The 15,289-nt window shown below is 63.8% G+C and carries 13 protein-coding genes; 8 read left to right on the top strand and 5 right to left on the bottom strand.

Annotated features, from left to right (window positions below):
• Positions 1–4: 4 nt before the first annotated feature.
• A complete protein-coding gene (locus AC630_RS00890; RefSeq protein WP_074116625.1) occupies positions 5–1,045 on the bottom strand; it encodes a branched-chain amino acid ABC transporter permease in 1,041 nt (346 codons plus the stop codon).
• A gap of 176 nt (positions 1,046–1,221) precedes the next feature.
• Here AC630_RS00890 and AC630_RS00885 point away from each other — a divergent pair, with 176 nt between their 5' ends.
• From AC630_RS00885 to AC630_RS00850, 8 genes are all read left to right on the top strand, one after another.
• Positions 1,222–1,743 (top strand): MarR family winged helix-turn-helix transcriptional regulator, encoded by a 522-nt coding sequence (locus tag AC630_RS00885; protein WP_074116624.1) that lies wholly within the window; start codon positions 1,222–1,224, stop codon positions 1,741–1,743.
• A gap of 199 nt (positions 1,744–1,942) precedes the next feature.
• Positions 1,943–2,212 carry a helix-turn-helix domain-containing protein gene (locus AC630_RS00880; protein WP_074116623.1) on the top strand — a complete coding sequence of 90 codons (270 nt, stop codon included), beginning with the start codon at positions 1,943–1,945 and terminating at the stop codon, positions 2,210–2,212.
• A 40-nt stretch (positions 2,213–2,252) separates the two neighbouring features.
• Complete coding sequence (gene hyfB / locus AC630_RS00875) at positions 2,253–4,253, top strand: hydrogenase 4 subunit B (protein WP_074116622.1); 2,001 nt, start codon at positions 2,253–2,255, stop codon at positions 4,251–4,253.
• Positions 4,250–5,206 (top strand): respiratory chain complex I subunit 1 family protein, encoded by a 957-nt coding sequence (locus tag AC630_RS00870; protein WP_074116621.1) that lies wholly within the window; start codon positions 4,250–4,252, stop codon positions 5,204–5,206. The genes hyfB and AC630_RS00870 overlap by 4 nt, the downstream gene beginning before the upstream one ends.
• A 2-nt stretch (positions 5,207–5,208) precedes the next feature.
• Positions 5,209–5,871, top strand: a complete 663-nt coding sequence (locus tag AC630_RS00865) for a hydrogenase-4 component E (protein WP_074116620.1) — start codon at positions 5,209–5,211, stop codon at positions 5,869–5,871.
• Positions 5,868–7,307, top strand: coding sequence for a hydrogenase 4 subunit F (locus AC630_RS00860; protein WP_074116619.1), 1,440 nt, complete (start codon positions 5,868–5,870; stop codon positions 7,305–7,307). Before AC630_RS00865 ends, AC630_RS00860 begins: the two co-directional genes overlap by 4 nt.
• Before the next feature lie 3 nt (positions 7,308–7,310).
• On the top strand, positions 7,311–8,825 hold the full coding sequence (locus AC630_RS00855; RefSeq protein WP_074116618.1) for a hydrogenase large subunit: 1,515 nt from the start codon (positions 7,311–7,313) through the stop codon (positions 8,823–8,825).
• A gap of 3 nt (positions 8,826–8,828) precedes the next feature.
• Positions 8,829–9,353: an NADH-quinone oxidoreductase subunit B family protein gene (locus AC630_RS00850; protein ID WP_074116617.1), complete on the top strand. Its 525-nt coding sequence runs from the start codon at positions 8,829–8,831 to the stop codon at positions 9,351–9,353.
• Positions 9,354–9,499: 146 nt separating this feature from the next.
• Here AC630_RS00850 and AC630_RS00845 read toward each other — a convergent pair whose 3' ends face one another.
• From AC630_RS00845 to AC630_RS00830, 4 genes are all read right to left on the bottom strand, one after another.
• Positions 9,500–10,783 (bottom strand): glycerate kinase type-2 family protein, encoded by a 1,284-nt coding sequence (locus AC630_RS00845; protein ID WP_074116616.1) that lies wholly within the window; start codon positions 10,781–10,783, stop codon positions 9,500–9,502.
• A 215-nt stretch (positions 10,784–10,998) separates the two neighbouring features.
• On the bottom strand, positions 10,999–12,228 hold the full coding sequence (locus tag AC630_RS00840; RefSeq protein WP_074116615.1) for an ABC transporter substrate-binding protein: 1,230 nt from the start codon (positions 12,226–12,228) through the stop codon (positions 10,999–11,001).
• Positions 12,229–12,435: 207 nt separating this feature from the next.
• On the bottom strand, positions 12,436–13,665 hold the full coding sequence (locus tag AC630_RS00835; RefSeq protein ID WP_074116614.1) for an ABC transporter substrate-binding protein: 1,230 nt from the start codon (positions 13,663–13,665) through the stop codon (positions 12,436–12,438).
• 372 nt (positions 13,666–14,037) lie between these two features.
• On the bottom strand, positions 14,038–15,264 hold the full coding sequence (locus tag AC630_RS00830; protein WP_074116613.1) for an ABC transporter substrate-binding protein: 1,227 nt from the start codon (positions 15,262–15,264) through the stop codon (positions 14,038–14,040).
• Positions 15,265–15,289 lie beyond the last annotated feature (25 nt).

Genomic DNA, 15,289 nt, shown 5'->3' with positions numbered 1-15,289 from the left:
CGCGTCAGTCCTTCTCTTCCTCGACCGCGGGCGCGGCGAGCGAGCGCAGCAGCAGCACGGGGATCAAGAGCATGAAAACGATGACCTCCTTGTAATTGGAGGCATAGAAGGACGAGAACGCCTCGACGATGCCTACGACGAGCGCCGCGACGGCGGTTAAGGGGTAGCTGACGAGTCCGCCGATGATAGCAGCGACAAAACCCTTCAGGCCGATCAGGAAGCCGGAGTCATAGTAGAGCGTCGTGATCGGCACGATCATGATGCCCGACAGCGCGCCGATGACGGACGCCAGCAGGAACGCGATCTGCCCCGACAACGTGGTGCGGATGCCGGCCAGCCGCGCGCCGAGCCGGTTCACGGCGGTCGCACGCAGCGCCTTGCCGTAGAGCGTCAGCCCGAAGAACAGCCAGAGCCCGACGATGAAGGCGATCGTGATGGCGTAGACCGTGATGCTCTGGCCGGTGAAGCGCAGCGAGCCCGCGGTGAAGGCGGTGGACAGCACGGCCGGTCCGCGCTGGCCTTCGGCGCCGAAGAACAAGAGGCCCAGTCCCTGGAGCGCGAGGTGGACGCCGACCGAGGCGATCAGCAGCACCAGCACGGAGGTGTGCGCCAGCGGCTGGAACGCGATGCGGTAGAGATACAGGCCGATCATCGCGACGATCACCAGCGACAGCGCGATGCAGATCGCCACCGGCGGCTTCTGGGCGGCGAAGTAAATGGTCAGCGCCAGTACGATGGCCGGCAGCACGATGTTGGTGAGGAAGCTGCGCACGATCAGCCGTGTGTGCATCGCCTTGCGCGCCACGAACAGGTCGAACGCGAAGGCGCCGATGCCGAGGGCGAGGGCGAGTTTTGCCGTCCCCGGCATCTGGCCCGCGGCCAGCGAGGCATAGGTCAGCGCGCCATAGGTGACGAATTCGCCCTGGGGGATGAGGATCACGCGGGTGACGGCGAACACCAGCACCAGCGCCAGGCCGAGCAACGCGTAGATCGCGCCATTGGTGATGCCGTCCTGCAGCAGGAACAGCATGATGGTGGTGTTCAAGACCGGACGCTCCCCTCAAAGATCCGGGCCGGTCTCCGCGGTTGCGGTGGACGGTCCGCTCACAGCCATTGAAAAACGCTGACGATATTTGATATGGTCAATAACAATTATCAAATATAATCTCAAGGGTGATGGGCGACCCATCCCGAGCTTAGCGGGATTACGAGCACGAGGCGATGACCGTTTCCAAAGCCGCTGAAAAGTCCTCCGAAAAGCCCGGCGACGCGGCCAAGGGCCGCAAGGACGCGACGGAGGCGCAGCCTGAGGCGCTTCAGCTCGGCGAGCTCTCGGAACAGCTCGGTTACGTGCTGAAGCGGGCGCAGCTCAAGGTGTTCGAGAACTTTCTGCGCTGCATGGCCTCGCTCCAGCTCACGCCCGCACAGTTCTCCGTGCTGCTGCTGGTCGAGAAGAATCCGGGCCGCAACCAGACCGAGGTCGCTTCGACGCTCGGCATCCTGCGCCCGAACTTCGTGGCCATGCTCGACAATCTCGAGAGCCGAGACCTTTGCGCGCGGATCCGCTCCACCAACGACCGCCGCTCGCACATCCTGGTGCTGACCGACAAGGGCAAGGCCGTGCTGGCCCGTGCCAAGAAGCTCGTCGCCACCAAGCACGAGGCGCGGCTGAACGATCTGCTCGGGCAGGCCAACCGCGAAGCCCTGATCGAGATGCTCTCGAAGATCGCCAACGAGTTTTGAGGACAGTCATTCTTAGGTGCGCGCGAGCGCGAGCCCGGAAGCTCGCGCCGACGAGCCTGATGGCGGAGTGCGAGGGCGTGAGTTCCGAGGACGTCGAACGGAATGATGCGTCGCATATAGAAAACGATGCTTGAAACGTCATTTCGCGCGCCCTAAGCTTGGTAAATCAATCACTGTAACTGCCACGGACATTCGCCCCGTGATCACCGCCGCGCAGCTTCGAGCCGCCCGTGCCTTGCTCAGGATTGACCAGCGCGAACTCGCGCAGCGCTGTTCGCTGTCGCTGCCAACGATCCAGCGCATGGAGGCCTCCGAAGGGGTGATCCGCGGCAATGTCGATTCCCTGGTGAAGCTGGTCGAGGCGCTGTCGGTTGCCGGCATCGAGCTGATCGCCGAGGGGGCGGCGTCGAGCTCCGGGGGCCGCGGTGTGCGGCTGAAGTCTCCACCCCCGAGCGCAGGCGGCCAATAGCGATGGCGACGCGCGCGCAAATCATGATCGAGGAGCGGCCATGATCGCCGTGGCGCTATGGTCGGTGGCGGCTCTGCTGGCGCTGGCGCCTGCGGGAGTCGTGCTGTCGACGCGCCCGCGCGGCTCGACCATCCTTTATGGCGGATGCCTGATCGCCACATCGACGCTATGTGTCACGGCGCTGTCCGATCTGCTCTATTTCCCCCATCTGACGCCGACCGCGACACTGCCGATCGGCCTGCCTTGGCTCGGTGCCCATTTCCGGCTCGATGCACTGTCCGCCTTCTTCCTCGTCGTCGTCAATCTCGGCGGCGCCGCTGCGAGCCTGTTCGCGCTCGGCTACGGCCAGCACGAGGACTCCCCCGGCCGCGTGCTGCCGTTCTATCCTGCCTATCTCGCAGGGATGAACGTCGTCGTGCTGGCAAACGATGCCTTCAGCTTCCTGGTCGCCTGGGAATTCATGTCGGTGACCTCCTGGGCGATGGTGGTGTCGCATCACCGGGAGGACGGGAATGTCCGCGCCGGCTATGTCTATCTTCTGATGGCAAGTTTCGGCACGCTGGCGCTGCTGCTCGCCTTCGGCCTGCTCGCGAGCGGCGCCGGTTACGATTTCGATGCGATCCGAGCCTCGCATCCTTCCGCTGCGCTGACCGGCATGGTGGTGATCCTCACGCTGCTGGGCGCCGGCTCCAAGGCTGGCCTGGTGCCGCTGCACGCTTGGCTGCCGCTTGCCCATCCCGCCGCGCCCAGCCACGTCTCCGGCCTCATGAGCGGCGTCATGACCAAGGTCGCCGTCTACGGCTTCGTGCGTATCGTCTTTGATCTTCTGCCCGAACCGGTGTGGTGGTGGAGCATTGTGGTGCTCTTGGTCGGCGGGCCGACCGCGACGCTGGGTGTGCTCTATGCGCTCATGCAGCGCGACATCAAGCGCGTGCTCGCTTATTCGACCATCGAGAATATCGGCATCATCTTCACCGGCCTCGGGCTGGCGCTCGCCTTCAAGGCGCAGGGGCTCGATTGGGTGGCCGCGCTCGCCTTCACTGCGGCGCTGCTGCACGTCTTCAATCACGCGCTGTTCAAGAGCCTGTTGTTCTTCGGCGCTGGCGCGGTGCTGGAAGTCACCGGCGAGCGCGACATGGAGAAGCTCGGCGGGCTGATCCATCGCATGCCGAAGACGGCGTTCGCAGTGCTGGTCGGCTGCGTCGCGATCTCGGCATTGCCGCCGTTCAACGGCTTCGTTTCGGAATGGCTGACCTTTCAGGCCATCCTGCTCTCACCGCAACTGCCGAACTGGGGATTGAAGCTGATCATCCCGGCGGTGGGCGGACTGCTGGCGCTCGCCGCTGCCTTCGCCGCGGCGTGTTTCGTCAAACTCTACGGCATCAGCTTCCTCGGCCGTCCCCGTTCGGATGTCGCAGCGTCCGCGCACGAGACGGATCGCTTCTCGCTCTCCGCGATGTTCGCGCTAGCCGCTCTCTGCCTCGTCGCCGGCATCCTGCCCGGCCTCTTCATCGACGCGCTTGCGCCGGTGAGCAAGGCCATGGTCGGCAACGTCATGCCGCACCAGACCGGACTGGAGTGGATGACTATCGTGCCGATCGCGGAGAGTCGCAGCTCCTATAACGGCCTCTTGGTGTTTCTGTTCGCGGCGCTCAGCGGCATGGCCGCATCCTCCGCCATTCATCGCCTGGCGTCCGATCGCTTGCGTCGCGCACCGGCCTGGGATTGCGGCTATCCGGATCCGAACCCCGCGATCCAGTACTCCGCCTCCAGCTTCTCGCAGCCGATCCGCCGCGTGTTCGGCAGCGTGATCTTCGCTGCGCACGAGATCGGCGAGATGCCGCAGCCCTTGTCGCCCGCGCCGGCCCGGCTCACCGTCGACATGCGCGACCTGATCTGGGATGCGCTCTACGCGCCGATCGCCAAGGTGATCGGCGTCGCGACCGAGCGCATCAATATGCTGCAGTTCCTCACCATCCGCCGCTATCTGACGCTCGTCTTCGCCGCGTTGATCGTGCTGCTCTTGGTGGTGGCGCTATGACCGCGCTTCGCGACATCCTCTCGCAAGGCGTCCAGATGAGCCTCGTGCTGCTGCTTGCGCCATTGCTCACCGGCTTCGTCCGCAAGGTGAAGGCGCGGCTGTTGCGCCGGCGCGGTCCGCCGCTCTTGCAGCCCTATCGCGATCTCATCCGCCTGATGCGCAAGGACGTCGTGCTGGCGGATAACGCCTCCTGGCTGTTCCGCGTCATTCCCTATCTGATGTTCGCAGGCACCTGGGTCGCGGCCTCGCTGGTGCCGACCTTCGGCAACGGGCTCTTGTTCTCCTGGACCGCCGACCTCATCGCCATCATCGCACTGCTCGGCAGCGCGCGTTTCTTCCAGGCGCTCGCCGGCATGGACGTCGGCACCGCCTTCGGCGGCATCGGCTCCAGTCGCGAGGTGATGATCGCCTCGCTCGCCGAGCCTGCGATGCTGATCACCGTCTTCTCCGTCGCGATGATCGCGGGCTCGACCCAGCTCTCCTACGTCGCCGAATTCATGGGATCGGACGCGGTCGGCCTGCGCGTGTCGCTTGGCATGGCCTTCGTCGCGCTGACCATCGTGGCGCTGGCGGAGAATGCCCGCATCCCCGTCGACAATCCGGCCACCCATCTCGAACTCACCATGGTGCACGAGGCCATGGTACTGGAATATTCGGGGCGGCATCTCGCGCTGGTCGACCTGTCGTCGCAGCTCAAGCTCCTGCTCTATGTTTCACTGATCGCCTGCGTGTTCCTGCCCTGGGGCACGGCGACAGCGGATGCAAGCGTTGCGAGGTTGGGCCTCGGTGCGCTGCTCTATCTCGGCAAGCTCGCGGTCCTCGGCTTCCTGCTCGCCCTCTTCGAGACGTCGATCGCCAAGATGCGGGTATTCAGGATCCCCGAGTTCCTCGGCGCGGCGCTGATGTTGGCGCTGCTTGCCACCCTGTTGCGCTTCGTGTCCGGGAGCCTCTAGCGATGAGCAGCCTGCAATTCGACATCGCCCATCTGCTCGCCGGCTCCCTCGTGCTGGCGAGTTTCATGATGCTCTACCAGGACCGGCTCTATGCGCTCCTGAACGTCTATGCGCTGCACGCCGGCGTGCTGGCGCTGTCGGTCGCCTGGCAGGCCTATGTGCAGCACGCGCCACATCTCTACGTGACGGCGCTGATCGCACTGGTCTTCAAGGCCATCATCATCCCGGTGGCGCTGCACCGGATCATCAAGCGGCTCGGCATCCACCGCGAGATCGAGAACGTGATCGGCATCGGGCTGACCATGATGGCCGGCATCGGCCTCGTCGCGTTGTCGATGGTGGTGATGCTGCGCGTGACCCCGGGCGCCGACGCGCTGGCGCGTGAAGACCTTGCCTTCGCGCTGTCGGTGGTGCTGCTCGGGCTCCTGATCATGGTGACGCGACGCAACGCCGTGAGCCAAGTCGTCGGCTTCATGTCGCTGGAGAACGGGTTGGTGCTGGCGGCAACCGGAGCCAAGGGCATGCCGCTGGTGGTCGAGATCAGCGTCGCCTTCTCGGTGCTGATCGCCTTCATCGTGATCGGCATCTTCCTGTTCCGCATCCGCGAGCGTTTTGACAGCGTGGACGTGCAGGCACTCGATCGCTTCAGGGGAGAGCGGCGATGACGATCGATGCGCTCGGTGCGATCCTGCTGATCCCGGCCATCTCGGCCACGCTGCTCGCGATCCTGCCCGGCTACCTGCTGACGGCGAAGCTCAACGTCGTTGCGGCGCTCGCGACCTTCCTCACCTCGCTGTTGCTGTTCGTGATCGAGCCGACGTCGGGGCAATATCTGCTGCTTGACGACCTCAACAAGGTCTTCATCGTGCTGACGACCTTCGTCGGCTTCACGACATCGGTGTTCAGCGCGAGCTACATCCACCACGAGATCGAGATCGGGCGGCTGACGCCGGCCTTCCTGCGCTTCTATCATGCGATGTACCAGATACTGATGTTCGCGATGAACCTCGCGCTCATCGCCAACAATATCGGCCTGATGTGGGTCGCGGTCGAGATGGCGACGCTGACGACCGTGCTGATGGTCGGCATCTACCGCACCCATGAGGCGCTGGAAGCCGCCTGGAAATATTTCATCCTCGGTAGCGTCGGCATCGCGCTCGCGCTGTTCGGCACGATCCTGGTCTATATGGCGGCGCGCCCCGTGGTGGGCGAGGGGATGGACGGCATGGTGTGGACGGTGCTGGTGAAGCACGCCGCACAGTTCGACCCGGCGTTGCTCAACGTCGCCTTCGTCTTCCTCCTGCTCGGCTACGGCACCAAGGTCGGCCTCGCACCGCTGCACGCCTGGCTGCCGGATGCGCATGCCGAGGGCCCGACGCCGATCTCGGCGGTGCTGTCCGGCCTGTTGCTCAATGTCGCGCTCTATGCGCTCCTGCGCTTCAAGATGATGCTCGCGGTCAACTCGGCGGCGATCACGCCGGGTCCGCTGATGGTGACCATGGGCCTGATCTCGGTGATCTTCGCCGCGCTGATGCTGTACCGGCGCCGCGACATCAAACGGATGTTCGCCTATTCCTCGATCGAGCATATGGGCATCATCGTCTTCGCCTTCGGCATGGGCGGGCCGCTCGCGAATTTCGCAGGGCTGTTGCACATGACCATGCATTCGCTGACCAAGTCGGCAATCTTCTTCGCGGTGGGCCATATCGCACAGGTCAAGGGCACACAGAAGATCGCCGATATCGGTGGGCTCACGGCGACCAACCCCGCGCTCGGCTGGGGCCTGATGCTCGGCGTCGTCGCCATCGTCGGGCTGCCGCCGCTCGGCATCTTCATGAGCGAGTTTCTAGTAGTGAGCTCGACCTTCGCCCGCGCGCCCTGGCTGACGGTGATCCTGGTGCTCGGCATCATCATCGCGCTCGGCGGGCTGTTCTTGCGGATCGGCCCGGTGATGTTCGGCGAGCCCAAGGGCAAGACCGCGCCCGCGGAAGCCTCCTACGTGCCGATGTTCACGCACCTCGGATTGGTGCTGATGGCCGGCATCTATCTGCCGCCGGTGCTGGTCACCAGCTTCCAGAACGTCGCGAAGCTCCTGGGGTAAGCGATGGGCATCCTCGACAGCATCCCCCATGTCACTGCGGAGATGCCGCACCGGCCCTGGCCGCGCGCGGTCGTGACGGAGGCGGGCTGGCAGGCGGCGATCGAACGACTGGTCGAGGGAGGCCTCACACTGCTTGGCTTCTGGGGCGAGCCGACCGCGGTGCATATGGCGATGCTCGATGGAGTCTCGGCCGAGATCGCGGTCGTCACCTACGAGTGTGGGGCCGGCACATTTCCAAGCGTCGCCAGCCGTCATCCGCCGGCGCTTCGGCTGGAGCGGACCATCCATGATCTGTTCGGGCTTGTTCCTGCCGTCGCTGACGATCTGCGGCCATGGCTCGATCACTATGCCTGGGGCAAACCCTATCCGCTCTCCGGCCGCAACGCATCGCGCGACGTGCGGCCATACCAGTTCCTGCCGGCCGAGGGCGAGGCGTTGCACCAGGTGGCGGTCGGCCCGGTCCATGCCGGGATCATCGAGCCCGGCCATTTCCGCTTCACCGCCAATGGCGAGCATGTGGTGCGGCTGGAGCAGTGGCTCGGCTACACCCACAAGGGCATCGAGTCGCTGATGCAGGGCGCGAGCCTCGAGGCTGCGGCAAAGCTCGCCAACCGCACCTCCGGCGACAGCGCCGTCGCCTATGCCTTCGCCTTTGCTTGTGCCGTGGAATCGGCGCTGCAGATCGAGGTTCCGAGGCAAGCGACCCTTTTGCGAGCGCTGATGGCGGAGCTAGAGCGGCTCGCCAATCATTTGGGCGACATCGGCGCCATCTGCAACGACGCTTCGTTCGCGCTGATGCATGCCCAGACCGGCATTTTGCGTGAGCGCTGTTTGCGCGCTGCGAATGTCGCGTTCGGCCATCGCCTGATGATGGACGTCATCGTGCCCGGTGGTGTGACGCGAGGCATCGCGCCGGACGGCGTTTCCGCGCTACGCGCGCTGCTCGCGGAGCTACGAAAGGTCTTTCCGCGCTTGATCGAGCTCTATGACAACACGGCGTCCTTGCAGGACCGCACCGTCACCACGGGCATCGTGAAGGCGGAGTATGCGCGCCAGTTTGGCGCCGGCGGTTATGTCGGCCGCGCCTCGGGCCGCGATTTTGATGCGCGGCGGGCGATTGCCTATGCGCCTTACGATTCGTTGTCGTTCGAGGTGCCGGTACTGCAGGCCGGTGACGTGAACGCGCGGGTCTGGATCCGGATCCGCGAGGTCGAGCAGAGCGTCGAGTTGATCGAGCAGATCCTCCATCAACTTGGGCCGGGAGGGCTCGAAACTGCGCTGCCTCCCAGGATCGGCCGCGGTGCCTGTGAAGGCATGGCGCTCACCGAGACCTTCCGCGGCGACGTTCTGGTGTGGCTGCGGCTCGATGGCGAGTTGCGCGTCGAACGCTGCCACCTGCGCGATGCGTCGTGGTTCCAGTGGCCGCTGCTGGAAACCGCGATCGAGGGCAACATCATTGCCGACTTCCCGCTCTGCAATAAGTCGTTCAACTGTTCCTATTCTGGCGCGGACCTCTAAGCCATGCGCAAGACCCTGCTCGAAAGCCTCACCCACGGTTCGCTGACGGAGCCCGCGCCGGCGCCGGACGTTTCTGCGCTGGCGGAGCTTGCAACGAAAGTCAACCGCGCCGCCCAGGCCAGGCTTGGGCGTTCTCTTGCCATTCGCGAGGTCGATGCCGGGTCCTGCAACGGCTGCGAGCTGGAGATCCACGCGCTGTCCAACGCCTTCTACGACATCGAACGTTTCGGCCTGCGCTTCGTCGCCTCGCCGCGCCATGCCGACGTGCTGCTGGTCACGGGTCCCGTGACGAAGAACATGCGACAGGCGCTGGAGCGGACGTACAACGCGACGCCCTCTCCGAAATGGGTCGTCGCGGTTGGCGGATGCGCGATCGATGGCGGCATTTTCAGAGGCAGCTACGCCTGCGTCGGTGGCGTATCCGAGACCGTTCCGGTGGATTTGCACATCAACGGCTGCCCGCCGTCGCCGACGGACTTGTTGAAGGGCCTGCTCGCGCTGCTGGAGCACGTCAGCAGGAAGGGGTGAGCCCACACATCCCGTCATTGCGAGGAGCTCGTGACAAAATTGCGAAGCAATTTTGCACTGAAGCGACGAAGCAATCCAGACTCTATCCGCGAACGCAGTCTGGATTGCTTCGCTTCGCTCGCAATGACGAGGGAGAGCCCGTCGCCCTAATCCACCAAAATTACCCTGATGTCGTTCACGTTCGTCAGCGTCGGGCCCGGCAGCAGCAAGTCTCCCGTTGCCTCAAAGAAGGCGGACGCGTCGTTGTTGTCGAGATAGGCCTGCGGCTGAAGCCCCTGCGCCTTCATCTTCGCGAACGTTGCCGCGTCGATCAGCGCGCCGGCGGGGTCGGTGGGGTTGCCGGCGCCGCCGTCGGCGCCGTCGGTGTCGCCGGCAAGGGCGGCGATGCCTGCCGTGTCCTTCAACAGGCCGGCGAGCGCCAGCGCGTATTCCTGGTTCGGCCCGCCGCGGCCATTGCCGCGCACGGTGACCGTGAGCTCGCCGCCGGAGAGGATTGCGACGCGCCTGCCTTGCGCGCGCGCCTCGAGCGCCAGCCTGGCGTGATCGGCAGCGACCTCGCGGGCCTCGCCCTCGAGATCGGCGCCGAGATCGATCGTCTCGTAGCCGGCGTCCTTGGCGAGCTTCACCGCGGCGTCGAGCGATTGCTTGGGACGCGCGATCAGTTCGAAATGCGCGCGCGCAAAGGCGGCATCGCCCGGCTTGCAGCTCTCGTTGGCGGGATCGTCGAGCGCGCGCCTCACGGCATCATCGATGTCGAGCCTGTACTTGGCGACGATGGCACGCGCGTCCGCAAGCGTGGTCGGATCGGGCACGGTGGGACCGGAGGCGATCGCGGAAGGATCGTCATGCGGCACGTCGGAGATCGCGAGCGTCACGATCTCGGCGGCGTTCCTGCCGGCGCGCGCCAGACGCCCGCCTTTGATCCGCGACAGATGTTTTCTGACGATGTTCATCTCGCCGATCGGCGCGCCCGAGCGCAGCAGCGCCTTGTTGACCGCCTGCTTCTGCGCGAAGCTGACGCCCTCCACGGGCGCGATCCAGTTCGCCGAGCCGCCGCCGGTGAGCAGCACCAGGAGAAGATCGTCGGGGCCGGCCTCGCCTGCGAGCGCGAGCGTGTCGGCCGCGCCCCTCAAGCCGGCTTCATCCGGCACGGGATGGCCGGCCTCGACCACGCGGATGCGGCGCGTCGGCACGCCGTAGCCGTGGCGGGTGGTGGCGATGCCGACCAGCCGCTCCGGCGCGAGCTTTAGCGTGTCGAGATAATGCCGCTCCGCAGCCGCCGCCATTGCGCCCGCGCCCTTGCCGGCGGCGAGGCAGATCACGCGTCCCCTGGGGGCGGGCCGCAGATGCGGCGCCAGCACCACATTGGGATGGGCGGCGGCAACGGCGGCGTCGTAGAGCGCGCGGAGCAGGGGACGTCGGTCGGTCATGACGGAGGCCTTCGTTAAACTCTTGGGCAGAATCTCGGGCAGGGCGAAGCGGCGGCGATGAAACCGCCGTTTATCTGCCTACCGCATCATGCGCCAAAGCGTAAGCGGGCTTTACCATCATTCGATTATGCAATCGCGTAATCATGATCGGCGCGCAAGCAAAAGCCCCCTGCGCAAGCTCCGCAGGGGGCTTTCGTCCTCGCTATTTCGGGCGGCTAGCCGCCGGCGTCGGCGCTGATCACGTCGCCGAACAGTTCCCAGCGCTCGCCCTTGAACTTCTCAAGCCGGAGCTGGCTGATAGGCGCAAAGTCGTTCGGCCCGGTGTTGATCTGGATGCCGGGCAGCAGCGCTTCGGTGCGGAAGTCCTTCAGGCTGGCGGCCTGCTTCATGACGTTCTCGCGCGTGAGATTATCGCCGCATTGCTTCAGCACCTGGACCAGCGTCTGCGCCACGGCGAAGCCAACGATGGTGCCCTTGTCGAGCTTGTCACCTTCCGGGAAGTACTTGTCCATGAAGGCGAGAAACTGCTTCATGCCGGGATCGTTGCTCCATTCCGGATCCGACACGTCCTTGAGATAGTCGGCCGAGACGATGTCCTGCCCGTTCTCGAAGCCCGCGGGCTTCATGACGCTGCCGACGGAGGCCGAGACGTTGTTGAGGAAGTGCAGCGGCTTCCAGCCGATCTCCGCGACTTTCTTGATCGCCTGCGCCGCGAATTTCGGCGTCGTGATGTTCATGAAGACATCAGCGCCCGTCGACCTCAGCTTGACGATGTGGCTGTCGATGGTCGGCTCGGAGGTCTCGTAGCTCTCCTCCATGACGATCATCGAGGCGGCCTTCGAGCCAAGGCCGTCCTTCAGTCCCTTGAGATAGTCCTTGCCGTAATCGTCGTTCTGATAGAGCACGGCGATCTTGGCGTCCGGCTTGTTCTTGAGCAGCCACTTCGCGTAGATCTGCGTCTCGCTCTGATAGTTGGGCTGCCAGCCCATGGTCCACGGGAAGTTCTGCGGATCGTTCCACTTGGTGGCGCCGGTCGCGACGAAGAGCTGCGGCACCTTCTTCGTGTTCATGTATTTGTGGATCGCCGAGTTCGACGGCGTGCCGAGCGAGTTGAAGATGAAAAGCACTTCGTCGCTCTCGACCAGCTTGCGCGCCTGCTCCACGGCCTTCGGCGGCGAGTAGGCGTCGTCATAGGAAACGAAGTTGATCTTGCGGCCGTTGATGCCGCCTTCGTCGTTGATCTTCTTGAAATAGGCGGCTTCGGTCCGCCCGATGATGCCGTAGGCGGAAGCCGGTCCGCTGTAGGGCATGATGTTGCCGATCTTGATCTCGGCGTCGGTCGCGCCGGTATCGTATTTCTTCTGGGCTGAGGCAGTGGAGGTCGAGGCTGCAATGAGCGCGAGCGCCAGTGACGCGGCCGCAAGCTTGCCGGTGACAGCGGGCATTCCTATCTCCCTGTTTTCTTGGTGTGTGTCTGCGTTTCCTTTTCTTGTCTTGATTGTTTTTGGCGACGCCCGCGCAATTCAATACGATTTGTCTGGCTGCTTCAAGAAAAAGCCCCTGCGACCAAGTCGCGGGGGCTGCTTCTTTAGTAGGTTTATGCCCGCGCGGCGGTGGTCGCGGGGGCCTTTGCCACTCTGCCGAAGGCGCCGTTAACCACCGACGTCGCCGCTGATCACGTCGCCGAACAGCTCCCAGGTGTTGCCCTTGAGCCGCTGGAGTTGCAACTGCGAAATCGGGGCAAAGTCCGTCGGGCTGGTATTGATCTTCACCCCGGGCAACAGGCCCGCAACCACGTAGTCTTGCACGCTTGCCGCCTGCTTCATGACGTTCGCACGCGTCAGGTCGTCGCCGCACTGCTTGAGCACGTGAACCATGGTTTGCGCGACGGCGTAGCCATAGATCACGAAGGCATCGCTGCGGTTGGCCTCGGGATAATATTTGTCGAGGAATGCATTCCAGGCCTTGATATCCGGATCATCCTTCCATTGCGGATCCGTCGGGTCCTTCAGATAGGCAGACGAGATGATGCCTTGCGCGTTATCGAACCCTGCCGGGTGGATCGTGGCGCTGATCGACGAACTGACGCTGTTGAGGAAGTGAGCCGGCTTCCACCCGATTTCCGCGGCCTTCTTGATCGCCTGGGCCGCGAACTTCGGAATCGAGATATCGACGAACACGTCGGCGCCGGATGCTTTCAGGTTGACGATGTGGGAGTCGATGGTCGGCTCGGTCGTCTCGTAGCTCTCTTCCGCGACGATCATCGAGGCGGCCTTGGAGCCCAGCCCGTCCTTCAGGCCCTTCAGATAGTCTTTCCCGTAGTCATCGTTCTGGTAGAGCACGGCGATCTTGGCGTTCGGCGTGTTCTTCAGGATGTATTTCGCGTAGATCTGCGTCTCGCTCTGGTAGCTCGGCTGCCAGCCCATGGTCCACGGGAAATCCTTGGGATCGTTCCACTTGGTGGCGCCGGTCGCCACGAAGAGTTGCGGTACCTTCTTGGTGTTCATGTATTTTTGGATCGCCGAGTTCGGCGGCGTGCCGAGCGAGTTGAAGATGAGCAGGACTTCATCGCTCTCGACCAGCTTGCGCGCCTGCTCGACGGTCTTCGGCGGTGAGTAGCCGTCGTCGTTGGAGATGAAATTGATCTTGCGGCCGTTGATGCCGCCTTCCGCGTTGATCTTGTTGAAGTAGGCCGCTTCCGTCTTGCCGATCACGCTGTAGGAGGAAGCCGGTCCGCTGTACGGCATGATGTTGCCGATCTTGATTTCGGTATCGGTTGCGCCGGGGTCGTATTTCTTCTGCGCAAGCGCTGCCGTAGACACGGTGGCAGCCAGCAGGAGAGCCGCCGAAAATGCTGCCGCCCGCACGTGGATGGAATGCATGTTGGTCTCCCTTGATTCGGTTGAATGTGTCGCTTTTGCTGATTGGGAGCTCTTTGCGGCTCCTCGCACATTCAATGCTCTTCCCGGATCGCCAGCAAGCAACGCGCCCGCGAGAAGGCGATACCGAGAACCCGCCTTTAGTCGAATGGGGCTGAGCGAGACCGAAGGCGCCGGGACCCCATTGTCAGGCTTGACGAAGCCATGGGTGACGGCCATGCCGCCGCAGCGAGTTCAGTTCTTGCCTTGCAGCAACCCTTTCAGGCGGCGATGAATTCCTTGCCGGACCACGAGATTGGCGCTGCTGCAGGATGGGTCAGCGAAGGTTGACGCCATCGCTCGCATCGATTTCTGATTGCGAGACGCGGAAGGATCCTAGTGGTTCAGATCGCTCGAGATGATGTCGCCGAACAGCTCCCATTGCCTGCCCTTGAACCGCATCATCTGGAGCTGCTCGATCGGGGCGAAATTGTCCGGCGCGGTGTTGATGGTGATGCCAGGCAGCAGCAAGTCGGGCGCGAAATCCTTCATGCTGGCGGCTTGCTTCATCACGTTCTCGCGGGTGAGGTCGTCGCCGCACATCTGCAGCACCTTCACCATGGTCTGTGCCGCCGCATAGCCGAACGCCACGCCGGCATCGAGCTTGTTGGCCTTGGGATTGTATTGCGCGATGAAGTTGTAGAACTTCTTCATGCCGTCATCGGCGTTCCATTGCGGGTCCGAGGCGTCCTTGATGTAGGTGGCCGACAGGATTCCTTGCGAGATCTCGAAGCCCGCCGGTTCGATCACGCCGCCGACCGAGGCCGAGACGTTTGAGATGATGCGGACCGGATGCCAGTTGATCTCGGCGGCCTTCTTGATTGCCTGCGCGGCGAATTTCGGCGTGGTGATGCTGATGAAGACGTCGGCGCCCGCGGCCTTCAGCTTCACGACGTGATCGTCGATGGCCGGCTCCGAGGTATCGTAGCTTTCCTCCAGCACGATCATCGAGGCCTTGGCGCCGAGGCCGTCCTTCAGCCCCTTCAGGTAGTCCTTGCCGAAATCATCGTTCTGGTAGAGCACGCCGATCTTCGCGTCCGGCTTCTCCTTCATGATGTACTTGGCGTAGATGCGTGCCTCGCTCGCGTAGTTCGGCTGCCAGCCCATCGTCCAGGGAAATTGCTTGGGATCGTTCCATTTGGAGGCGCCGCTGGCCACGAACAATTGCGGGACCTTCTTCTCGTTCATGTATTTGCGGATCGCGCTGTTGGTGGAGGTGCCGAGCGAGCCGAAGATCAGCAGCACTCCATCGCTCTCGACCAGCTTCCGCGCCTGCTCCACGGTCTTCGGCGGCGAATAGGCATCGTCATAGGAGAGGAACTTGATCTTGCGGCCGTTGATGCCACCCTCGGCATTGATCTTGTTAAAATAGGCTGCCTCTGCCTCGCCGATCACGGCATAGGCGGAGGCCGGACCGCTATAGGGCATGATGTTGCCGAGCTTGATCTCGGTATCTGAAGCGCCGCTGTCGTATTTCTTTTGCGCCAGTGCCGGGCTGCTCATCGCAGTGCACAACGCGAGTGCGGCCGAAAGGGCCGCAACCTGAAATCGAACGGCAGTCATAGTACTCCCACCCTGGCTGGACCGG

Source organism: Bradyrhizobium sp. AS23.2 (assembly GCF_001908185.1).
In the GTDB taxonomy this organism is placed as follows: domain Bacteria; phylum Pseudomonadota; class Alphaproteobacteria; order Rhizobiales; family Xanthobacteraceae; genus Bradyrhizobium.
Note: the sequence above shows the minus strand (reverse complement) of the source record. Positions and strands in the feature narration are given on the sequence as shown.